We start from the raw sequence: 21,364 nt of genomic DNA, 5'->3' as shown, positions 1-21,364 counted from the left end.
CCGACCGGAGGTCTCTCCCGACCCGCCGGGTGACGGCGGGCCACGGACGCCGGGCGTGAGCCGGACTGACGACGTCCGTCGTGGGGGTACTCCCCTCCAACAACTCGACAAGCGAAACACAGTTCGCACGTCTGCGCAACCCGCGGCCCGGCGCTACCGTCGGACGCCGTGACCGGCGGCGACTGGACCTTCCTGACCAACCACGGCCACGTCCTCGTGTGCCTCGCCCGCTACCCGGACGAACGGCTCAAGGACGTCGCGGACCGCGTCGGCGTCACCGAGCGGGCGGTGCAGGGCATCGTGCGCGACCTCGAGGACGGCGGCTACCTCGTCCGCGAGCGGGTCGGCCGGCGCAACCGGTACGTCCTGGCGCCGGACGCGCGGCTGCGCCACCCGCTGGAGGAGCACGTCACGGTCGGGGCCCTGCTGGACCTCGTCCGTCGCCCGCGCTGACCGGGCCCGGCGCGGCCTGGGCGCCGGCCACGGCCTCCGCCTCCGTCGCGGTGGTGCCGGTGCCCGGCGCGGCGCCCTGGTCGGCGCCGCCGTCCAGCGTCGTCGCGAGCGGCGTCTCGGTGACGAAGGCCATCGCCGCCACCGACACCAGCATCAACGGCGCGAGGACGAGGAACAGCGGGATCAGCGCCTCGTGGTACGACTCGACCACGGGCACACGGACGGCGTCCGGCAGCGCCTGGACGAGCTCGGGCGTCAGGGACGCCGACCCGTCCGCCGGGCCCGCCAGCCCGCTGAGCCGCTCGGCGAGCAGCGACGTCAGGCGGCTGGTGAACAGGCTGCCGACCACCGCGACGCCGAGGGTGGCGCCGATCTGGCGGAAGTAGTTGTTCGCAGCCGTGGCCGTGCCCACCATCCGCGGCGGGAACGAGTTCTGCACGATGAGCACCATGATCTGCATGCTCGCCCCGAGCCCGGCACCGACCACGGCGAGCCAGAGGCACACGAGCCAGGTGGGGTCGCCGACGTCCAGGGTCGACATGCCGAGCAGACCGGCCGTCGCAGCGGCCGACCCGACGACGGGCAGCGCCTTGTACCGGCCGGTGCGGGTGACGGCCTGGCCGGAGGCGATGGAGACGGCCAGCAGCGCACCCATCATCGGGATCATCAGCAGGCCCGCGGCGGTGGCGGAGGCGCCGGTCGCCATCTGCAGGTAGGTCGGCACGTAGCCCACGGCGCCGAACATGCCGACCCCCATCGCAACCGACGCCACGGTCGTCAGGGTGAAGTTGCGGTCCCGGAACAGCGACAGCGGCATCACCGGCTCCGCCGCCCGGGTCTCCGCCCACACGAAGGCGGCGGTGGCGACCACGGCGACCGCGGCGAGGCCGAGGACCGTCGTCGACGTCCACGCGTACTGCGTGCCGCCCCACGTCGAGACCAGCACGACCGCCGTGGTGGCGACGGCCAGCAGCGCCATCCCCGGGTAGTCGTGCCGGGCCCGGCGCTCCGCGCGTCGCGGCAACCGCAGGAAGGCGAGCGTGGCCCCGGCCGCGAGCGCGCCGAGGGGCAGGTTGATCCAGAACACCCAGCGCCACCCCGGGCCCTCGGTGAACCAGCCGCCCAGCAGCGGCCCCGCGACGGACGAGAACGCGAACACCCCGCCCATCACGCCGACGTACCGGCCGCGCTCACGGGCGGGGATGACGTCCGCGATCGTCGCCTGCGACAGGATCATCAGTCCGCCGCCGCCGAGGCCCTGCACGACCCGGGCGGCGATCAGCCAGGACATCGTGTCCGCCAGCCCGCCCATCACCGAGCCGGCGACGAACAGCGAGATGGCCGTGACGAGAAGGGGTCTGCGGCCCAGCACGTCCGAGACCCGGCCGTACACGGGCATCGTGACCGTGGAGGCGAGGATGAACGCGGTGATGACCCAGCCCATGTGCTCGACGCCGTGCAGCTCGCCGACGACCGTCGGCAGCGCGGTCGACAGGACGGTCTGGTTGAGGGACGCCAGCAGCATCGTCAGCATCAGGCCGACGAACAGCAGCGCCAGCGGCCGGCCGGTCACCGGCTGGCCGCTCGTGGTGCCGGTGCTCGCGTCGGCGGCGACGGGTGCGGGGGGACGGCTCATAGCGTGGACTGCACGACCTCTCGGACGACGGACAGGGAGCGCTCCACGGCGCCGTCCAGGTCGGCGACGGCGGCGTCGGGGTCACGCAGGTAGGCGAAGCGCAGGGTGGAGCCGGCGAGCATGACGAGCGCCAGGGGCGCGTCGGCGTCCCCGGCGAGCGCGTCGCGGACCGCGGGGTCGCCGCCCGCCGCGCCGGGGTCGCGCAGCGCCCCCAGGACGGCGTGCTCGGCGTCCACGACACGTCGCAGCTGGCGCTCCCGCAGCTCGGGGTGGCGGCGGGCGAGCTCGAGCCGGCGGTCGGTCGGCCCGGCAATGGCGGTGGCGCGGACGACGGCCACGAGCAGCCGGACGACGCGACGGAACAGCGGTCCGGTGTCGTCGAGGAAGGCGCGGAGCGCGGGCTCGGTGACCACGGCGTCCCGGATGCCGAGCACGGCGTCGTCCTTGGTCGCGTAGTAGTTGAAGAACGTGCGCGGGGAGACCCCGACCCGGCGCGTGACCTCCTCGACCGTGGTGTCGGCCAGCCCGCGGGTGAGGGCGAGCTCCGCCGCGGCGTCGTGGAGGGCGGACAGCGTCTCCAGGCGGTTGCGCTCGCGCAGGCTCAGCGGCTCGGTCACCGGACCAGTGTATGCACGACTGCAGAAAGTGCATAACTGCAGAACATGCACGGTGACTGCGGCGACCTCGACCTGCGCGGCTTCCTCGGTACGGCGGACGGCGTCCGGCCCGGGTTCCAGCGGATCCGCGTCGCGGTGACGATCGACGGCCCCGAGCCGCCCGAGCGCTACGCGGAGCTGGTCCGTGCCGTCGAGGAGCACTGCCCGGTGCTGGACAGCATCGCGGGGGCCGTCCCGGTGGAGTCGACGTTCTCGGTCTCCTGACCGCTACCCGCCGTCCCAGACCACCGACGCGTCACGCCCCGCGCCCACGACCCGGGCGCCCTCGGCCGGTGGGTGCGCGGTGCGACGGCCCGCGTGGTCGAGGTGCTCCACCGGGACCTCGTGCAGGAGCACGGCCACGTCGCTGACCAGTCGCCGGTGGCAGCGCCACCACAGCGTCTCGCTGCACATCACCGCGGTCGCGCCCTCGCCGACCGGTTCGGCCACCTGCGCGAGCAGGTCCGCCAGCCCCGCGCGGAACTCGGCGCTGCGGGTGTGGGCCGCGTAGGCCCGGAACGCCTCGACGCGCCACCACCCGTCCCGGTCGGCGTCGTCGTCGGTGGGCTGGCGGCGCCGTCCGCCGAGGCGGGGCTCCCACCGGTAGGCCACGCCCGCGTCGGGCAGCCACCGGGCCATCTCGTCCCGCGCGACGTGCGGGTGGCGGCGGCTACCGGGGAAGCGGCGCACGTCGACCAGCGAGCCGACGCCCGCATCGCGTAGCAGCTCGACCAGCTCGTCGGCGGACGCCGTGCCGTGGCCGAGCGTGAGCAGGGGAGGGGAGGCCACGGGCTCAGGCTGCCCCGCCGGGGCGGCGGTCGCACCCGCGGCGCGGGACGCCGGCCGGGCCTGCGCGAGGAGGGGGCGGTCCGCCCAGGGTTCGCGGCACGGTCACCCGCCCGTCGCGTCGAGGTCGCCCGCGGGTGGGCCGTGACCGGTTGGCTCGACGCGTCGGGCCGGCCGTGGCCCGGGGGAGCGGGGTGGTCGTGGTGCGCGAGCTCGGGGACCTGCTGCGGCCCGGGCGACCCGTGGTGATCGGGCACCGAGGGGCCAGCGGCTACCGACCAGAGCACACCCTGGCCTCCTACGAGCTGGCCGCCCGCACCGGGGCGGACTTCCTCGAACCGGACGTCGTCGTCACCCGCGACGGTGTCCTCGTGTGCCGGCACGAGAACGACATCTCCGCGACCACCGACGTCGCCGACCGTCCCGAGCTCGCCCACCTGCGCACGACGAAGGTGGTCGACGGCGTACGCACCACCGGCTGGTTCGTCGAGGACCTGACGCTGGCCGAGGTCCGCAGCCTGCGGGCGGTCGAGCGGCTCCCCGGCCTGCGCCAGGGCAACACCCTGTACGACGGGCGGTTCGGCGTCCCGACGCTGCAGGAGGTGGTCGACCTCGCCCAGCGGCTCGGTCGCGAGCTGGGTCGCACGGTGGGCGTCTACCCCGAGACCAAGCACCCGAGCCACTTCGCCGCCCGGGGGCTGGACCCCGTCCCGCTCCTGGCGGCGCTGCTGCGGCGCAACGGCTGGGACGACCCGCAGGCGCCGGTCGTCGTCCAGTCGTTCGAGCCGACGTCGCTGCTGTCGCTACGGCGCCGTCACCGCGTGCCCGTGCCGACGGTCCTGCTGACCGCGGCCCACGGGTCGCCGCCCGACCTGGCCTCGGCGGGCGACCCGCGGACGTGGGAGGACCTGCTGGACGCGCGCGCGCTGCGGCGGATGGCCTCCTGGCTGGACGGGGTCGGCCCGCACCGCGAGCAGGTCCGGTCGACGACCGCGGACGGTCGGCTCGGTGGCCCGACCGGCCTGGTCGAGGTCGCGCACGACGCGGGTCTGCTCGTGCACGCCTGGACGTTCCGTGCCGAGAACGCCTTCCTGCCCGCGGACCTGCGCCGCGGCGGGGCCCCGGCCGCGTTCGGGCACGCCGTCGAGGACGTCCTGCTCCACCTCGAGGACGGTGTGGACGGAGTCTTCACCGACCACCCCGACCTCGGGGCGCTCGCGCGCGACGCCTTCCTGGCGGGGGAGCGCGTGGGGACGCTTGCTGTCGGGGCGAGCTGCCTCGCGTAGATACCCGAGGGGGTATAGTGGCGCATCGCGCTGACACTGCACCGACACGGCGCGCCCGCCGTCCGAGAAGCGCGGGTCGTTCCTGGAGCGCCTGCTCGGCCGAGGCTGACGGGCGTCGGGGCAGGATCGGCGGACAGGTAACGGCGTCAGCCGGCGCGGCGCCACTGCTGCAACCGCTCCTCGCTGCGGACCAGGCGCAGGGCGGTGGTCAGCAGCAGGCCCCCGACGAGGTTGCCCAACAGCGCCCAGCCGAACCACGGCACCCACTCGGCCAGCCCGACGCCGTCCGCGCCGGCGTGCCAGGCGACGAAGATGATCAGCGAGTCCAGGACGGAGTGGAAGAGCCCGCCGCCGACGATGACGAGCGCGATGCCGACGGCGGCGACGAGCCGGGCCACGTCGTCCTCGGTGCCGTTCTGCATCCGCGTGAGCAGCGTGATGGCCGCGCCGGCGAGGACGGCGAGCGCGAACGTGCGCAGGTCCAGCGGGGCCTCGGTGAACTCCAGGGCGGACGTCCGGGCCACCTCGTGCAGGTCGGGCAGCCCGACCGCGATGAGCCAGGTGACGACCCACCCTCCGGCGAGGTTGCCGACGAGGGTGCCGCCCCACAGCCTCAGCAGCTGCCACCCCGTCGCCTCCTTGGCGGTGACGACCATGACCGGGACGTGGAACCCCTCGGTGAACAGCTCGCTGTGACCGAGGCGCAGGGCGACGAAGGCGATCGAGAAGGCCAGCGCCCCGAGGAGCCTGCTGCCGGTGGCGTGCTCGACGGTGAACAGCGCCAGGACGCCGATGCCCACCTCGATGCCGGCGACGGCGCCCGTCGCGAGCAGGTCGTGGGTCGAGCGGTGCAGCCGCGGCCGTCCCTCGAGGATGACGCGGTCGAGCGCCTCGTCCTTCTCCTCCGTGGTCCCGGAGTCGTCGTCCCGGGTGTCCGGTCGAGCCTCGTCGTCCTCGGTGTGCCCCACGTCGCCCCTCCGGTCCGGTGGGTCGACCCTGACGCCTCAGGGGCCGGGACGCCACCTGGACGCGTGGCCCGGCTCCCAGGCGACCACCCGGTCGCGGCCCGCGGCCTTCGCCGCGTACAGCGCCGCATCGGCCCGCCCGAGCAGCTCGTCCGGCGACTCGGCGCCGTCCCACCGGGCGAAGCCGACGGAGACCGTGCAGCCGTCCGGCACCGCCCGCCGCGCCCGGTCCAGGACGAGCCCCGCGAAGGTGGTGTCGCAGTCGGGAAGGGCGACGGCGATCTCCTCGCCGCCCCAGCGCGCGACGAGGTCACCACCGCGCAGCGACGTGGTCAGCCGCGCGGCGACCTCGCGCAGGGCGCGGTCGCCCGCCTGGTGCCCGTGGCGGTCGTTGAACGCCTTGAAGTGGTCGACGTCGGCCAGGGCCACGACCAGCGGGTCGCCGGTGCGTCCGGCGCGTGCGAGCAGCCGGCCCAGCTGCTCGTGCCACCCCCTGCGGTTCGGCAGCCCGGTCAGGGGGTCCGTCGTGGCCAGCCGAGCGGCGAGCCGGGTCTGCCGGCGGCGCGCCAGCAGGCCGGTCGTCACCCGGGCCAGGTCCTCCAGCGCCTCGCGCTGCGACGCCGTCAGGGTGCCGGGGCGCAGGTCGCCGACGCACAGCGTCCCGAGCGCGTACCCGCCCTCGACGACGAGGGGTGCCGAGGCGTACTGCCGCACCTCGGCGATCCGCCCCGTCACCCACGGGTTCGCGGCGTAACCGGGGTCGGCCGAGGCGTCCGGCACGTGCACGAGGCCCTGGCCGGAGGTGAAGTGCCGGGCGCACATCGAGTCCTCGCGCGGCGTCGTGCTGGGCTCGAGACCGCAGGCGGCGACCTGGACCTGGTCGGTCTCGTCGATGATGTTGACCACGGCGAGCGGCAGCCCCGTGACGGCGGCGGCGAGCCGGGTCACCGCGTCGAGCTCGGCGTCCTCGAGGTCGGCGTGCAGCGCGTACTCCGCCAGCACCGCCAGGCGTTCGCGCTCGGCGAGGGCGGCCCGGTCGTCGGCGTCCTCGGCGACGGCTGCGACGACGGCGTCGTGCACCGGGTGGGAGGTGGTCACACGTGACCATCGGCAGCCACCGCGCGCGCCTGGAGCGTCCGACCAAGGCGGGGCGGGGCCGGCCGGCCTGACCACCGACCCCCGCGCCGACTCGGTGAGGTCGGTCACCCCGACGTCGTAACCTGACCGATCGGTTTGACCCTGAACGATCGGTCAGCGCATGCTGGTCGGGTGGTACGGCAGACCCGGGACGAGATCCGCGAGGAGGTCCTCGCGGCCGCGTCCACGCTGTTCGCCAGCCGGGGCTACCGCGGCACCTCGTTGCAGGACATCGCGGCCGAGGTGGGCTACTCCAAGGCCGCGCTGCTGTACCACTTCGAGAGCAAGGTGGACATCCTGTCCGCCCTGATCCGCCCCGGGCTCACCGCGCTCGACGACCTGCTGGACCGGGTCGGCGGGCTGCCGCCGGAGCAGGCCCGGCAGGCGGTCGTGACCGGTTTCGTCGACGTCGCCGTCCAGCACCGGCGCGCCTGCGCCGTCATCTTCGGCAACGCCTCCGCGGTCTTCACCGAGCCCGAGCTCGCCGACGTCGCGGACGCCGCCGAGCGGCTGCGGGTCCTGCTCGTCGAGCGACCCGGGGACCCCACCGCCGAGCTGACCCCCGTGATGCTGCTCGCCGGCGCCGCCGCCTGCTGCTCGCACGCGACCGACGTCCCGGACGACGAGCTGCGGGCCGCCCTGCGGACGCTGACCACGCGCGTCGCGGGGCCGCCGTCCACCGACCCCCCGACCCGCGGCTGACCTCCGGCCGCACGCCCGGCCCGGCACCGCCCCGGACGCACCACCGACAGCCCCGACCACCACCAGAGGACACCATGGCCACCCTGCTCTACCGCCTCGGTCGCGCGTCCGTGCGCCGCCGAGGCGCCGTCGTCGCCGTCTGGCTCGTGCTGCTCGCCGCGCTCGGCGCGGCCGCGCTCGCGTTCCGCGCCCCCACGAACAGCGCGATCACCATCCCCGGCACGGAGGCGCAGCAGGCGCTCGACGACCTCGCCGAGCAGTTCCCCGAGGCCTCCGGCGCCACCGGCACCGTCGTCGTCGTCGCGCCCGAGGGCAGCCAGCTCACCGACCCGGAGTTCCAGCAGGGGGTCCAGGCGACGGTCGCGGCGCTGAACGAGGTCGACGGCGTGCTCGCGGCGGTCGACCCGTTCACGGCGCAGGCCGTCACCCCCGACCTGCGGTACGGCCTGATCCAGGTGCAGTTCGAGGGCGGGTCCGAGACCCTGTCCGAGGAGACCCTGGACGCCTACCTCGAGGTCGGCGAGGCGGCGGCGGACACGGGCCTCACGGTCGCCCCCGGCGGCGAGGTGCTCTCCGGTGAGCCGGAGATCGGGTCCACCGAGGCGATCGGTGTGGCCGTGGCCCTCGTCGTCCTCGTCATCACCTTCGGCTCGCTCGTCGCCGCGGGCATGACGATGGTGAACGCCCTGATCGGCGTGGCGGCTGGGATGGCCGGGCTGTTCGCCCTCAGCGGCACGTTCGACATGACCAGCACCGCGCCCGTCCTCGCCCTGATGCTCGGGCTGGCCGTCGGCATCGACTACTCGCTGTTCATCACCTCCCGCTACCGCCAACACCTGCTGGGCGGCATCTCGGTGGAGGAGGCCGCAGGACGGGCCGCCGGGACGGCGGGGTCCGCCGTGGTCTTCGCCGGCACGACCGTCGTCATCGCCCTCGCCGGCTTCGCGGTCGTCGGCATCCCGTTCCTGACGGTGATGGGTCTCGCCGCCGCCGCCACCGTGACCGTGGCCGTCCTCGTCGCGCTCACGCTGCTGCCGGCGCTGCTCGGGTTCGCCGGTCAGCGGGTGCTGCCGCGGCGCCACCGCTCCGGCGGGGACCCCGACGCCGCCGACCACGAGGGCTTCGGGTTCCGCTGGGCCCGCCTCGTCACGCGCTTCCGGATCCCGGTGGTCGTCGCCGGCGTGATCGGCCTGGGCGTCGTGGCGCTGCCCGGCGCCGACATGCGACTGGCCCTGCCGGACGCCGGGTCCGCCGCCGAGGGCTCCCCGGCGCGCGTCGCCTACGACCTGGTCAGCGAGGGCTTCGGCCCCGGCTTCAACGGCCGGCTCGCCCTGGTCGTGAGCAGCGAGGACGCCGCGACGACGGGTGCGTCGCTGGAGCAGGTGGCCGCCACCGTCACCGACGTCGACGGCGTCGTCGCACTGGCGCCGCCGCAGCTCAACGCGGACGGGACGACCGCGATCCTGTCTGTCATCCCCGAGGCCGGACCGTCCGACCCCGAGACCGAGCAGGTCGTCCACGACGTCCGCGACGCCCTCGCGCCCGTCGCCGAGGACGCCGGCGTCGACGTCGCGCTGACCGGGATCACCGCGATCGGCGTCGACGTGTCCGAGAAGCTCGCCGACGCGCTGCCCGTCTACCTGCTCGTCGTCGTCGGGCTGTCGATCGTCCTGCTGGTGCTCGTGTTCCGGTCGGTCCTCGTGCCGGTCAAGGCGGCCGTCGGGTTCCTTGGAACGGTGTTCGCGACGTTCGGCGCGACGGTCGCGGTCTTCCAGTGGGGCTGGCTCGCCGACCTCGTCGCCCTGGACACCACCGGGCCGCTCGTGAGCTTCCTGCCGCTGCTGCTCATCGGCATCCTGTTCGGCCTGGCGATGGACTACGAGGTCTTCCTCGTCTCCCGGATGCGGGAGGACTTCGTGCACGGGGAGACCGCGCACGAGGCCACCATCTCGGGGATGGGGCACGGCGCCCGGGTCGTGACCGCCGCGGCGATCATCATGATCTCGGTGTTCGGCGGCTTCGTCCTGGTCGAGGACCCGATCATCAAGTCGATGGGCTTCGCTCTGGCGTTCGGCGTCGCGGTGGACGCCTTCGTCGTCCGGATGACGATCGTGCCGGCCGTGGTGTCCCTGCTGGGCCGCTCGGCCTGGTGGCTGCCGCGCTGGCTGGACAGGGTGCTGCCGAACGTCGACATCGAGGGCACGTCGCTGCGCGAGCACCTCGAGCGCACCCAGGGCCGCGTCGACGGCAGCTCACCGTCCGGCGCAGCGCACGACACGGAGGGCGCCTCCACGCGCTGAGCCCCGTCGACACACCTCCGCTGCAGGCGGGTCCCCGGCACCGGTCGGGGACCCGCCTGCCGTGCGTCCGGAGGTGGCCGTCGGGTATACCCCCCGGGGAATGCTGCGCACTCTGTTACGGTTACGGAGGCTGATACCCCAGGGGGTATCAGCCCTGAGACCCGAGCGCAAGGAGTTCACCCCGTGGTTCCCGAGATCGACACCACCCAGCTCGCCGCGGCCCAGGAGGCCGGCTACGTCCACCTCGTCGACGTCCGCGAGGCCCGCGAGTTCCGCACCGGCCACGTTCCCGGCGCCCGCAACGTGCCGCTCAGCCTCCTTCCCCTGCACCTCGCGACGATGCCGCGAGACGGTCGCGTCCACGTCATCTGCCAGGCCGGCGGCCGCAGCGCCCAGGCCGTCTCGATGATGCGGGCCGTCGGGATCGACGCCGTCAGCGTCGCCGGCGGCACCGGCGCGTGGTCCGACTCCGGTCGCCCCGTCCAGCGGCTCGCCGCAGCCTGAGACGACGGCCGACCGACCGACCGACGACTGGAGCACTCCCGTGATCACGATCCTGCCCCTGGACACCCCCGGCCTCGGAGACCGCACCTACCTCGCCCACGACGGTGACGTCGCGCTCGTGGTCGACCCGCAGCGCGACTACGACCGCGTCCTCGGCCTCGCCGAGGCGGCCGGCGTGCGCATCACCCACGTCCTCGAGACCCACATCCACAACGACTACGTCACCGGCGGCCTGGCCCTGGCCAGGGAGGTCGGCGCCCAGTACCTCCTGAACGCCGACGACGAGGTGTCCTTCGGGCGCACCGGTGTCCGCGACGGCGACGTCGTCGAGGTGGGTGACAGCATGCGGGTGCGGGTCGTCCACACCCCGGGCCACACCCACACCCACCTGTCCTACGCCCTCGAGTCCGACGGCGAGGTGCTCGCCGTCTTCACCGGCGGGTCCCTGCTGTACGGCTCCACCGGCCGACCCGACCTGCTCGGCCCCGACCACACGGACACCCTCGTGCGCGCCCAGTGGCGCTCCGCCCGTCGGCTCGCCGACGAGCTGCCCGACCAGGCCGCGGTGTACCCGACGCACGGCTTCGGCAGCTTCTGCTCCGCCACGCAGTCCAGCGCGCTGGCGAGCACGATCGGGCAGGAGAAGCTCAGCAACCCAGCCCTGACCCAGGCCGAGCAGGAGTACGTGGAGACCCTGCTCGCCGGTCTCGACGCCTACCCGGCGTACTACGCGCACATGGGCCCGGCGAACGCCGCCGGTCCGGGCCCGGCCGACCTCACCTTGCCCGAGCAGGTGGACGCCGCCGAGCTGCGCCGCCGGATCGAGGCGGGGGAGTGGGTTCTCGACCTGCGGTCCGGGACCGCCTTCGCCGCCGGCCACGTGGCGGGCACGCTCAACTTTGGCCTCGACGGCCAGTTCGTCACCTACGTCGGGTGGCTGATCCCGTGGGGAACCCCGCTCACCCTGCTGGCCGAGAGCCCGGACGACGTCGCCGAGGCCCAGCGCGAGCTCGTGCGGATCGGCATCGACCGCACCGCCGGCATGGCCACCGGGGCCCCCGAGGGCTGGGCCGGTGGTGAGGACCTGGTGTCCTTCCGCCGTGCCACGTTCGAGGACCTGGCCGCCGAGCTGCGCACGGCACGGCCCGTCGTCCTCGACGTCCGACGCGACGACGAGCGCGCCGAGCGGCACGTCGAGGGGTCGGTGCACATCCCGATCCACGAGGTGCTGGACCGCCTCGACGAGGTCCCCGCGGGGCAGGTCTGGGTGCACTGCGGCGGCGGCTACCGCGCCGGGGTGGTGGCGTCCCTCCTGCACGCCCGTGGCCGCGACGTCGTCGCCGTCGACGACTCCTTCGACAACGCCGAGCCGGCCGGGCTGCCGCTCGCGGCCTGAGCCCACCCCGCCTCCCTCACCACACGTCCCGCAGAGAGCGAGAACCCCTGAGCATGGCCACCATCCACCCCACCGACCTGCGCGAGCGGCTCACGGCCGAGTCGGCCGTGACCGACGAGACCGCCCCCACGCTCGTCGACGTCCGGACCCCCGCCGAGTACGAGACCGGGCACATCCCGGGCTCGGTCAACGTCCCCCTCGACGTCGTCCACGCCTCACCGGCGCAGCTGCGCGAGGCGCTCGGCGGCAAGGACGTCGTCCTCGTCTGCCGCTCCGGCAACCGGGCCGAGCAGGCCCGCAAGGCCCTCGCCGGCGCGGGCCTGGACCGCGCCTGGGTCCTCACCGGCGGCGTCACCACCTGGGAGAGCGTCGGCGGCGACCTCAACCGCGGCCGAGAGACCTGGGAGCTCGAGCGCCAGGTCCGGTTCGCCGCCGGGTCGATCGTGCTGACCGCCGTCCTGGCCAGCGCGGCCGTCCCCGCCCTGAAGTGGGTCGCGGCGTTCGTCGGCGGCGGCCTCGTGCTCGCCGCGCTGACCGACACGTGCGCGATGGGCGTGCTCATCGCCAAGGCACCGTGGAACCGCCCGCGCCACCAGGACCCCGCCACCACCATCAGCCGGCTCGCCGCGGACGGCCGGTCGTGACCGCCGCCGTCGTCGCCACGGTCGTCCTCGCGGTCGCCGTCGGCATCTCGCTCGGCGTCCTGGGCGGCGGCGGCTCCATCCTCATGGTCCCGCTGCTGGTGTACGTCGGCGGCGTCGAGGCCAAGGAGGCGATCGCGACGTCCCTCCTCGTCGTCGGGGTCACGGCGGCCGCGGGCGTGGTCAGCCACGCCCGCGCCGGCCGGGTCCGGTGGCGCTCCGGGCTGCTGTTCGGCGCCGCCGGCATGGTGGGCGCGTTCGCCGGCGGGCTGGTCGGTGGCCGGCTGCCGGGGACCCTCCTCATGGTCGCGTTCGCGCTGATGATGGTGGCGACCGCCGTCGCGATGCTGCGCGGCCGTCGCGGCGGGGCGCCCGAGCGGGCGCACGGCGAGCTGCCCGTCGGCAGGGTCCTGCTCGACGGCGTGGTCGTCGGGCTGGTCACCGGTCTCGTCGGCGCGGGCGGGGGGTTCCTCGTCGTCCCCGCCCTGGCGCTGCTCGGCGGGCTGCCGATGAGCGTCGCCGTGGGGACCTCGTTGCTCGTCATCGCGATGAAGTCCTTCGCGGGCCTGGCGGGCTACCTCACCACCGTGCAGCTCGACTGGGGCCTGACCGCCGCCGTCACCACGGCCGCCGTCGTGGGCAGCGTCGTCGGCGGGCGGCTCGTCGACCGCATCCCCTCCGGCGCGCTGCGCGCGGCGTTCGGCTGGTTCGTCCTGGTGATGGGTGCGTTCGTCCTCGTGCAGCAGGCGCCGGACGCCGTCCGCTGGTACGCCGCAGCCGGTGCGTCGGTGGCCCTGGTGGCAGCCGTGCTCCTGGTCCGGCGCAGTCGATCCGCGACCTCGACCGGACGCGGCCCGGCTCGCGAGCCCGTGGCCCACCCGTGAGACCCGAACCCGCCCACCCTCAGGATCTCGGCGACGACCGGCACGACCGCTCCCGCGCCCGGCGCCTGAGCGGCGCGCCCCGGCCGCCTCAGTCGTCGGCGACGAACACGCAGAACGGGTGCCCGCCCGGGTCGGCGTACACCCACAGCGGCTCGTCGGGGTCGTCCGTGCGGTCCAGCAGGACCCGGGCCCCCAGCGCGAGCGCCCGCCGGTGCACCGCAGCCAGCTCCGCGGTCGTCGGCACCGAGCAGTCCAGGTGCAGCTGCTGCGGGACGGCCTGGTCCGGCCAGGTCGGCGCCACGTGCTCGGGCTCGCCCTGGAACGCCAGCTGGACCCCGTCCGCGGGGTGCCGCAGCACGAGCCAGTCGCGGCCCAACGCGTCGTCCGACCCGTCCTGCGGCGGCTCGTCCCCTGGGCGGTAGGCCATCCCCAGCAGCCGGCGGTAGAACTCGGCCAGCCCGCGGGGGTCGGTGGTGTCCAGCACGACCTGTCGCACCCGGGGGACGACGGTGGACCCGTCCTCGTCGCTCACGCCTCCACGATGCCGTCGCCCGTCCCGATCGGCACGTCAGCACGTCGGCCGTCGGCCGTCGTGCTGTTCGGCTGGATGTCGGACCTCGTCGGGCGCGCCGACGGGAGGGTCAGACCCGTCCGGGGACGACGACCGGCCCGCCCTCCGCCGGCCGGGGCACCGACTCGTCGTGCAGGCGGACGGCGGCGAGTGCCACGTCGTCGTCGTGGACGGTCGCCAGCCGTTCCACGAGGGCGTCGCAGAGCTCCTCCATCGGCAGGCCGGCCAGCTCCTCGGCGGTGCGCCGCAGCCGTTCGAGCCCGTCCCCGAGCGGCTCGCCGCGACGCTCGACGAGCCCGTCGGTGTAGAGCACGACGGTGCTGCCCGGGCCGAGCTCGACGGCGTGGTCCTGGCGGGTGGTCTCGGGGCGCAGGCCCATCAGCAGGTTGGGCTGCCGGTTGAGCAGCTCGGCCCAGCCGTCGGAGTGCAGCAGGAGGGGCGGCAGGTGGCCGGCGTTCGACCACCGGAGGGTCCGCATCCCCCGTTCGGCCTGCTCGGGGGTCTGCTCGACGCGGGCGAGGACGATGGTGGCCAGGGCGTCGACGGCCATCCCGCGCATCGCCTCGTCGAGCAGGCGCAGCACCCCGGCCGGCGTGTCACGCACCGAGTAGGCGACGCCGCGCAGGATGTTGCGGATCTGCCCCATGGCCGCCACCGACCGCTCGTCGTGGCCGGTGACGTCGCCGATGACGAGGCACGTGCTGCCGTCGGGGACGACGAACGAGTCGAACCAGTCGCCCCCCACGTGCCGGTGGGCGGCGGCGGGCTGGTAGCGCACGACGACGTGCAGGTGGTCCGGCTCGGGGGGCGCCGACAGCAGGCTGCGCTGCAGCGTCTCGGCCATGTGCCGCTGCAGGTCGGCCTGCTCGCGCTCCTGCTGCAGCCGCTGGACCCGGTCCAGGGCCTGCGCGCACTGCGCCGCGTAGGCGCCGTACAGCCCGAGGTCCTCGTCGGCGAAGACCTGCGGCTGCTCCCACCCGACGGTCAGCGCACCGAGGGTGCGTCCCGCGGTGTGCAGCGGCAGCGAGATCCACGCCTGCAGGCCGGTGAGGTCGTGCACCTCGGCCATCTCCGGTGACCAGCGCGCGCCCTCCTCGGCGTCGTGCAGGACGACGCGGCGTCCGGTGCGGGCGGTGACGGCCGCGGGGAGCCCGCTGTCCAGCGGGATGCGCTCGAACCGCCGCCGGACCTGGTCCCCGAGGTCGGCGAACGCGAGCGCGACCTGGCCGTGGTCGGCGTCCACCACGCCGATCGCCCCGCCGTCGGCGCCCATGCCGCGCATGCCCTGGCTGATCACCGCCGTGGTGAGCTCGTCGACCGTCTGCACCTGGGCCAGGGCGAGGGCCGCCTCGGTCAGCCCGGCCAGCCGTCGGGCCGCGGCGGCCTCCGCGTCCCGGGCGCGCTGCAGCTCGCGGGCGCGGGCGAACAGGTCCGCCTCGACGTCCCGCAGCCGGTTGCGCCAGGTCTCCTCGTCGCCCCCGCGGACGCCGGTGCGGCCGGCGTGCACGACGTCGGTGACGTCCGTCGTGCGCTGCAGCACCCAGCGGACCTCCCCCTCCACACTGACGGGGACGTGGATCGCGCTCCAGAACCGCTCGGACCAGCTGCTGCTCGCCGGGTCGAGGATGTCGTAGCGCAGCAGGGGCAGCGGGTCCGCCCGGCCGGTGCGCAGGGTCCGCAGGAGGGACTCTCGCAGCAGCTCCTCGTTGTCCCCGTTCGGGTCGTCGGGGTTGCCGGGGAACAGCTCGAAGAGGCTGCGTCCGACCAGGTCCTCCCGGGTGCGGCCGGTGACCTCGACGTAGGCGTCGCTGACGGCGACGAGCCGCAGGTCCGGGGTGGCGACGAAGTACGGGACCGGCGAGGCGTTGAAGACCGCCTCGAAGTCGACCGGGGGGACGTCGGGGGGAACCTCGGGCACGGGCGCTCCTCGGTTTCGCCTCCGACAGGACGGCTCATCGTGCCAGGTCACCCGCCGGGCCGCGCCCCCCAGGGGTCGTCCTCACCCACCCGCCACGAGGCGCAGCGCCGCCTCCCTGGTCAGGAACGCCAGCTGCGCCCGCTTGTGCGGCAGGTCCACGAGCGGCCCGGCCTCGAAGCCGGTCCGGCGCAGCCGCCGCAGGGCGCGCTCGTTGCCGGCGTCCGGCTCGACGACCACGCGGGTGGTGGCCGGGTCCGACAGCACCCAGGCGAGCAGGGCGGTGAACAGCAGGGCAGAGAAGCCGGGGACCGGGTCGCCCTCGGCGGGCGCGAGCAGCAGGTGCACGCCGAGGTCGCCCGGGCGGACGGCGTAGCACCGGCCGACCGGGTCGTGCTCGGGGCGGTACGTCTGCGCGAGGGCGACGGGGACACCGTCCAGGCTCACCAGGTAGGCGTGGTGGGTCGGCAGCGCGTCCACGAACGCGTAGACGTGCTGCACCTGCTCGGGGGTGTGGTCGCCCATCTGCCAGAACCGGGCGCGGGGCTGGGTCACCCACCCGTGCACCAGCGGCCCGTCGACCCGGGGGCGCACGTCCGCGACCTCGAGCCGCCCCAGGCCGGGCACGTGCGTCGCGTGGCGGACCGTGCGGTGGTCGGCGGGCCGGTCCCCGGGGACGGGCAGCAGGCCACCGGCCGCCCACAGGGGGAGCTGGTCGAGGGCGTGGGCGTCGTCGGGGACGCCGCTGGCGCCCAGCGGGACCACCCAGCGCGACGCGTCGCGGTCCGCGAGGTCCCAGACCCACCGGGCGACCGGACCCCGGTGGCTGCGGTCGTCCACCCCCGGGACGCTGGCCGCCGCCAGCACGCAGTCGGTGTCCCCGTGCACCGGGGTCGGGGGCACGTCCCACCCGCCGCGCGCCGGGTCGCCCATGCCGTGCACGGGCGAGACGACGTGGGTGCGACCCCACGGACGGGACGGCACGGCGGCGACGTCGCCCAGGGCGGCGCGGGCCAGGTCGGCCGCCTCGTCGGCGAGCAGCCCGCCCGGTGAGAGCAGGCGCGGCAGCGCGTCGGCCACCCGCCCGCGCAGCGACGTCCACGGCCCGAGCAGGGCGGGCAGCCCGGTGGGCTCGCCGGCGGCCGCGAGCCGGGGGTGGGCGGCGACCCGGGCGACGAGCGCGGCCCGCCACGCGGCGTACCGGCCCGCGGCCTCGCTGTCGGCGTCCTGGCAGCGGTCCCAGGCCAGCAGCTCGCGCGCGACGGCTGCGGCGGCGTCGTCGGGCTGCTCCCCGGCGTGCCGCTCGAGCAGCGCGAGCAGGGTGTCGGCGGGCAGCGAGCGGGTGTCGAGCAGGGCCGTGGCCAGGTCGTCGCCGGTCAGCCCGGTGCGCCCGTCGAGCTGCTCGCGCAGCCGCCGGGCCCGGTGCGGGGGAGCGAAGCGGTCGCCCAGGTCGGCGACGTCCGGCCGCTCGTCGTTCGCGCAGACCGCCAGACCGGTGACGTCCTCGCTGCGCAGCGGGTGGTGCTCGCCGGTCCAGGCGGGCTCGCCCGCGGTGTCCGTCGAGCGGACCGGCACCCGCCCGGCCACGAGGCGGCGCACCCGGCCCGACGTGTCGGCGACGACCACGCTGTTCACCGGCTCCACCCAGTCCTGCAGGGCGGCCTGGACGTCGTCCACGGTCCTGGCCCGCAGCAGCCGCGGCACGGCCTCGATCCCGACGGCGGCGTCCACCCGGGTCGGGGTGCGCAGCGTCAGGACGTCGGTCTCCTGGCCGTCGGCGGTGTCGGCCAGGGACGGCCCGTCGAGGAACGTGGCCGTGTCGACGACGACCGGGCCGTGAGGCGTCTGCACCACCGGGACGGGGACGGGCTCGCCCTCGCGGACCGTGACCGTCTCGACGTGCCACGGCACCGGTTGCCAGCCCTCCGCGGTCCGCACCAGCCACCGGTCGCCGTCACGGCGCAGTCGCTCCCGGCGCAGGTCCTCCGCGACGGCCATGGCGTTCGTCACCCCCCACGCGACGTCGCCGGTGTGCCCGAAGTGCTGGACGCCAGGCACCCCGGGGAAGGTCAGGCCCACCACGTCGACGCCGGGGCACACCAGCCGCACCTGCTGGTAGACGTTCGGTGCCTCGAGCACCCGGTGCGGGTCGCCCGCGAGCAGCGGGGCGCCGCTCGCGGTGCGCGACCCGTGGACCGCGACCGCGTTGCTGCCGGACGCCGCGGGTGCGGGTGCGCCGAGCAGCGCGTCGGCGGCCTCGGCGTCCAACCGGTGACGCACGTGCGCCCGCCAGAGGTGGTGCGGCCAGGATCCGAACAGCACGTGCTGGACGAGCAGGACCCCCAACGGGGTCCAGGGCCGCCACGTGCCGGGGACGGTGCCGAGCGACCGCAGCTCCGGCGCCCGGGCGGCACCCTCGGCCAGACCCTCCCGGACGCCGTCGACGTACGCGGCGAGCCACTCGCGGGTGGCGTCGTCCAGACCCTGCCAGGCGCGGCGGGCGGTGTCGTCGAGGCGGGTGCGGCGCGCCAGCACGTCCCACTCGACGCCGGCCGAGCCGAGGAGGGTCGCCGTGGTGCCCTCGGCGCGGTGCCGGTCGAGCTCGACCTGCCAGGCGCGCTCGCGGGCCACCTCGCGTCCCTGGAGCCGGGCGAGGTCGGCCAGGTCGCGGCCTCGGATCGTGGGGACGCCGGCGGCGTCCCTGGTCACGCCGGCGGACGGGGGGGTGGAGGAGGTCGACACGCCGGGGACTGTAGCGCAGACAGGTAAGGCTGCCCTAAGTTGTCGCCTCGTGCCGGGTGCCCACCCGGTCGACGGGTCGACGGACGGGAGGCGCTGTGCAGCGCAGCTGGGAAGCGGTGGTCCTCAAGGCCATGCGCGGCAAGGACTTCACGCTCACGGTGCGCGGTAGCGAGGCCGTCACCGAGCACTACCACCGCGTCCACCTGGAGGACGGCGGGCTGCTCGCGGCCTGCGGGGTCCACCCGACCATGTGGGTACGCGCCTGGTTCCAGCGGGACGGGCGTCCGCACCAGCGCGCCTACACGCTCGTCGACCCGGACCCCGTCGCGGGCCGGTTCGCGTTCGAGGTGGCCGTGCACGACGGCACCGCCGCCCGCTGGGCCCTGGCGGCCGGGCCGGGGGACACCCTCGACGTCACCGTGCAGGGCAGCCGCTTCGACCTGCCCGACCCTGCCCCTAGGCACCTGCACGTGGTCGGCGACCCCGCGTCGCTGCCGGCGGTGAACAGCCTGCTCACCGCGCTGCCCGCCACCCCGGCGACCGTGTGGCTGGAGCACGTCCACGACGACGACACCACCCTGCCGGTGCGCGCCGGTGCCGGTCAGACGGTGCACTGGGTGCCGCGCCGCGACGGCGGGGCGCACCTGCTGCAGACCGTCACGCAGGCGCTCACGACCGGCGTGCGAGACGGCTCCGTCGACCCGGCCCGCGACTACTTCTGGGTGGCCACCGAGGCGGCCACGACCCGGGGCCTGGCCAAGGCGCTGCGCCGGGACCTCGGCGCCGACAAGCGGCGGGTCGACGCGCTGGGGTACTGGCAGGCCGGGTGACCCGCCGTCACACGGCGAGCAGGGCCGAGCGGACGTCGCGCACCCGCGCGTCCACCCCGGCGACGTCGTGGGCCTGGTGGCCGGCCCCCGCGAACGCCGAGCGCAGCAGCTCCACCTGCTCGGCGAGGGCGCGACGCACCTCGTCGTCGCGGGCGTTGCGGCCCACCCGCTCGCTGAACCGCAGCGCCGCGTGCACCACGGACGGCGAGGACAGGGCGTACCAGCGGACGGCGTCCAGCACCGAGGTCACGAGCTCGGCCGGCGTGGGCCGCGGGGCGTGCACGCGCAGCGCGCCGTCGTCGTCGTAGCGCGCCGGTGACGGCGTCCGCCGGGAGACCAGGACCGCCAGGCCCGCCGACAGGTCGTCGAGCGCGTTGACCGCCGTGTACGGGTCGTTGGTCCCCGGGGACAGCGCGCGCACCGCCATCTCGGTGAGCTGCTGGACCGCGAACTCCACGTCCTGGTACGGGCTGCGCGCGTCCCCGACGTCCAGGCACCCCCGCAGCGACGCCTGCAGGTCCTCGCCGTGGCGGCTCGCAGGGTGGACGGTGGCCACGACGGTGTCGTCGACCACGTACCGGCCCGGGCGCACGCGCAGGCCGACGACGACGTCGTGACGGCGGGCCGCGGCCATCAGGTCGTCCTCGTCGACGTACCGGACGTACCCCGCCCGGCCGCTGGTCACGGGGGCCCCCTCACCCGGCGGCGTCGCGTGCGGGTCGCGCCCCTGGCCGACCGCGTCGTCACCGATGTCCGCCGGGTACAGCAGGTCGACGGCCTTGCGCAGGTCGGTACGCACCTCCCGCGCCAGCGTCGAGACCTGGATCGAGTCGCTGATGTGGTGGATGAAGTAGACGAGCACCCCGACGTTGGCCACGGCCAGCAGCACCGCGACGTTCACGGCCAGGTGCGGGACGAACACCTGCGCGTCCTGGTCGCCCGGGTCGCCCAGGACCCGCACGGACCGCAGCACCAGCAGGCTGTACAGGAAGGTCGCCGTGTAGACGCCCAGCACGACCTGGTTGCCCCGGTCGGCCATGAAGTTGCGCACCAGCCGCGGGCCGTACGACGACGAGGTCAGCGCCAGCACGGCCATCGTGATGGAGAACGTCGTGCCCGCCACCGCCAGGCTCGACGACGCGATCGCCCCGAGCACGTCACGGCTGCCGCTCTCGCCGACCCGGTACAGCACGACGTCGACCCACCGAGGCAGGACGACGCCGCGCAGCGACTCGTCCACGGCCACCAGCAGCTCGGCCAGGACGGCCGCGACCAGGCAGAGCGCCGCAGGGACGAACCAGAACCGCTCCCGGAGCCGCTGCAGGACGTTCACGCGGTCGAGCGTGCCAGGACCGGCGGGGGTCCGCCCGCTCGCCCGGCGAGTCGGCACCGTCGCGCGTAGCGTCCCGGGGCATGTGGTTCGACAGCTGGTCCGACGTCGGACGGGTGCTGACCGTCGGGGCCGTCGCGTACGTGACCCTCGTCGTCGTGCTGCGCCTCACCGGCAACCGCACCCTGGCCAAGCTCAACGCCTTCGACCTCGTCGTCACCGTGGCGCTCGGGTCGACCCTGGCGACGATCCTGCTCAGCGCGGACGTCGCGTGGATCGAGGGTGCCGCCGCGCTCGTGCTCCTCACCGTGCTGCAGCTGGCGGTGGCGTGGACGACGAGCCACTGGCCGGCGAGCCGGACCGTGGTCACCTCCCGGCCCACCCTGCTCCTCGTCGACGGGCGGATGCTGCCCGAGCGCCTGGTCGACCAGCGCGTCACCGAGGCCGAGGTGCGCCAAGCCGTGCGCGGCAGCGGGTCGGGCGACCTGTCGTCCGTCGCGGCCGTCGTCCTCGAGAGCGACGGGACGCTGAGCATCGTGACGTCCGAGCAGGCGGGGAACAGGTCGGCGCTGGCCGACGTGCCGGAGATCGGCGCCGAGGTGCGGTCGGACGACGCGTCGGCATAGTGGT

Annotated in this window: 20 protein-coding genes; 11 read left to right on the top strand and 9 right to left on the bottom strand. The window is 75.3% G+C overall.

The features are described 5' to 3' along the window. Positions 1–168 precede the first annotated feature (168 nt). The gene (locus ACYVQV_RS10605) at positions 169–453 is read left to right on the top strand and encodes a helix-turn-helix transcriptional regulator (protein ID WP_461023251.1); all 285 of its coding nucleotides are present in this window, start codon (positions 169–171) and stop codon (positions 451–453) included. Here ACYVQV_RS10605 and ACYVQV_RS10600 read toward each other — a convergent pair. Together ACYVQV_RS10600 and ACYVQV_RS10595 are read right to left on the bottom strand one after the other, a co-directional pair. Next, positions 410–2,089 (bottom strand): MDR family MFS transporter, encoded by a 1,680-nt coding sequence (locus tag ACYVQV_RS10600; protein WP_461023250.1) that lies wholly within the window; start codon positions 2,087–2,089, stop codon positions 410–412. The genes ACYVQV_RS10605 and ACYVQV_RS10600 overlap by 44 nt on opposite strands. Beyond that, positions 2,086–2,706 carry a TetR/AcrR family transcriptional regulator gene (locus ACYVQV_RS10595; RefSeq protein WP_461023249.1) on the bottom strand — a complete coding sequence of 207 codons (621 nt, stop codon included), beginning with the start codon at positions 2,704–2,706 and terminating at the stop codon, positions 2,086–2,088. Before ACYVQV_RS10595 ends, ACYVQV_RS10600 begins: the two co-directional genes overlap by 4 nt. A 45-nt stretch (positions 2,707–2,751) precedes the next feature. Here ACYVQV_RS10595 and ACYVQV_RS10590 point away from each other — a divergent pair, with 45 nt between their 5' ends. Next, a complete protein-coding gene (locus tag ACYVQV_RS10590) occupies positions 2,752–2,970 on the top strand; it encodes an OsmC family protein (RefSeq protein WP_461023248.1) in 219 nt (72 codons plus the stop codon). A gap of 3 nt (positions 2,971–2,973) precedes the next feature. Here ACYVQV_RS10590 and ACYVQV_RS10585 read toward each other — a convergent pair whose 3' ends face one another. Then, positions 2,974–3,534 (bottom strand): DUF488 domain-containing protein, encoded by a 561-nt coding sequence (locus ACYVQV_RS10585; RefSeq protein WP_461023247.1) that lies wholly within the window; start codon positions 3,532–3,534, stop codon positions 2,974–2,976. A gap of 173 nt (positions 3,535–3,707) precedes the next feature. Between ACYVQV_RS10585 and ACYVQV_RS10580 the strand changes: the two genes are divergently transcribed. After that, positions 3,708–4,817 (top strand): glycerophosphodiester phosphodiesterase family protein, encoded by a 1,110-nt coding sequence (locus tag ACYVQV_RS10580; protein WP_461023246.1) that lies wholly within the window; start codon positions 3,708–3,710, stop codon positions 4,815–4,817. 146 nt (positions 4,818–4,963) lie between these two features. Here the strand turns inward: ACYVQV_RS10580 and ACYVQV_RS10575 are convergent, their stop codons facing one another. Together ACYVQV_RS10575 and ACYVQV_RS10570 are read right to left on the bottom strand one after the other, a co-directional pair. Next, complete coding sequence (locus ACYVQV_RS10575) at positions 4,964–5,785, bottom strand: formate/nitrite transporter family protein (protein WP_461023245.1); 822 nt, start codon at positions 5,783–5,785, stop codon at positions 4,964–4,966. Between the two features lie 36 nt (positions 5,786–5,821). After that, positions 5,822–6,880, bottom strand: coding sequence for a GGDEF domain-containing protein (locus ACYVQV_RS10570; protein WP_461023244.1), 1,059 nt, complete (start codon positions 6,878–6,880; stop codon positions 5,822–5,824). A 171-nt stretch (positions 6,881–7,051) separates the two neighbouring features. Between ACYVQV_RS10570 and ACYVQV_RS10565 the strand changes: the two genes are divergently transcribed. From ACYVQV_RS10565 to ACYVQV_RS10540, 6 genes are all read left to right on the top strand, one after another. Then, positions 7,052–7,621 (top strand): TetR/AcrR family transcriptional regulator, encoded by a 570-nt coding sequence (locus ACYVQV_RS10565; protein ID WP_461023243.1) that lies wholly within the window; start codon positions 7,052–7,054, stop codon positions 7,619–7,621. Between the two features lie 74 nt (positions 7,622–7,695). Continuing rightward, positions 7,696–9,921 (top strand): MMPL family transporter, encoded by a 2,226-nt coding sequence (locus ACYVQV_RS10560; RefSeq protein WP_461023242.1) that lies wholly within the window; start codon positions 7,696–7,698, stop codon positions 9,919–9,921. A 183-nt stretch (positions 9,922–10,104) separates the two neighbouring features. Then, positions 10,105–10,425 (top strand): rhodanese-like domain-containing protein, encoded by a 321-nt coding sequence (locus ACYVQV_RS10555; RefSeq protein WP_461023241.1) that lies wholly within the window; start codon positions 10,105–10,107, stop codon positions 10,423–10,425. A gap of 40 nt (positions 10,426–10,465) precedes the next feature. Then, entirely contained in the window at positions 10,466–11,821 is a 1,356-nt protein-coding gene (locus ACYVQV_RS10550) for an MBL fold metallo-hydrolase (protein WP_461023240.1), read from the top strand. Between the two features lie 53 nt (positions 11,822–11,874). Continuing rightward, a complete protein-coding gene (locus tag ACYVQV_RS10545) occupies positions 11,875–12,465 on the top strand; it encodes a rhodanese-like domain-containing protein (RefSeq protein WP_461023239.1) in 591 nt (196 codons plus the stop codon). Then, the gene (locus ACYVQV_RS10540; protein WP_461023238.1) at positions 12,462–13,346 is read left to right on the top strand and encodes a sulfite exporter TauE/SafE family protein; all 885 of its coding nucleotides are present in this window, start codon (positions 12,462–12,464) and stop codon (positions 13,344–13,346) included. Before ACYVQV_RS10545 ends, ACYVQV_RS10540 begins: the two co-directional genes overlap by 4 nt. Positions 13,347–13,434: 88 nt before the next feature. Here the strand turns inward: ACYVQV_RS10540 and ACYVQV_RS10535 are convergent, their stop codons facing one another. From ACYVQV_RS10535 to ACYVQV_RS10525, 3 genes are all read right to left on the bottom strand, one after another. Then, the gene (locus tag ACYVQV_RS10535; protein WP_461023237.1) at positions 13,435–13,878 is read right to left on the bottom strand and encodes a VOC family protein; all 444 of its coding nucleotides are present in this window, start codon (positions 13,876–13,878) and stop codon (positions 13,435–13,437) included. 109 nt (positions 13,879–13,987) lie between these two features. Then, positions 13,988–15,835, bottom strand: a complete 1,848-nt coding sequence (locus ACYVQV_RS10530; protein ID WP_461023236.1) for a SpoIIE family protein phosphatase — start codon at positions 15,833–15,835, stop codon at positions 13,988–13,990. Positions 15,836–15,916: 81 nt separating this feature from the next. Further along, entirely contained in the window at positions 15,917–18,574 is a 2,658-nt protein-coding gene (locus ACYVQV_RS10525) for a GNAT family N-acetyltransferase (protein ID WP_461023235.1), read from the bottom strand. Between the two features lie 95 nt (positions 18,575–18,669). Between ACYVQV_RS10525 and ACYVQV_RS10520 the strand changes: the two genes are divergently transcribed. Then, positions 18,670–19,404 (top strand): siderophore-interacting protein, encoded by a 735-nt coding sequence (locus ACYVQV_RS10520; protein WP_461023234.1) that lies wholly within the window; start codon positions 18,670–18,672, stop codon positions 19,402–19,404. 7 nt (positions 19,405–19,411) lie between these two features. Here the strand turns inward: ACYVQV_RS10520 and ACYVQV_RS10515 are convergent, their stop codons facing one another. After that, positions 19,412–20,737 carry a DUF2254 domain-containing protein gene (locus tag ACYVQV_RS10515; protein WP_461023233.1) on the bottom strand — a complete coding sequence of 442 codons (1,326 nt, stop codon included), beginning with the start codon at positions 20,735–20,737 and terminating at the stop codon, positions 19,412–19,414. 80 nt (positions 20,738–20,817) lie between these two features. On the opposite strand from ACYVQV_RS10515, the gene ACYVQV_RS10510 reads away from it, so the two are divergent. Then, positions 20,818–21,360 carry a DUF421 domain-containing protein gene (locus tag ACYVQV_RS10510; protein WP_461023232.1) on the top strand — a complete coding sequence of 181 codons (543 nt, stop codon included), beginning with the start codon at positions 20,818–20,820 and terminating at the stop codon, positions 21,358–21,360. Positions 21,361–21,364 lie beyond the last annotated feature (4 nt).

Source organism: Thalassiella azotivora, assembly GCF_054781695.1.
The sequence above is the reverse complement of the archived record's forward strand: the minus strand, read 5'-3'. Positions and strand labels throughout refer to the sequence as shown.

Bases quoted from the DNA above. Each gene is read 5' to 3' on its own strand.
- ACYVQV_RS10600 (WP_461023250.1), bottom strand. From the start codon at position 2,089: ATGAGCCGTCCCCCCGCACCCGTCGCCGCCGACGCGAGCACCGGCACC.
- ACYVQV_RS10590 (WP_461023248.1), top strand. From the start codon at position 2,752: ATGCACGGTGACTGCGGCGACCTCGACCTGCGCGGCTTCCTCGGTACG.
- ACYVQV_RS10560 (WP_461023242.1), top strand. From the start codon at position 7,696: ATGGCCACCCTGCTCTACCGCCTCGGTCGCGCGTCCGTGCGCCGCCGA.
- ACYVQV_RS10545 (WP_461023239.1), top strand. From the start codon at position 11,875: ATGGCCACCATCCACCCCACCGACCTGCGCGAGCGGCTCACGGCCGAG.
- ACYVQV_RS10510 (WP_461023232.1), top strand. From the start codon at position 20,818: ATGTGGTTCGACAGCTGGTCCGACGTCGGACGGGTGCTGACCGTCGGG.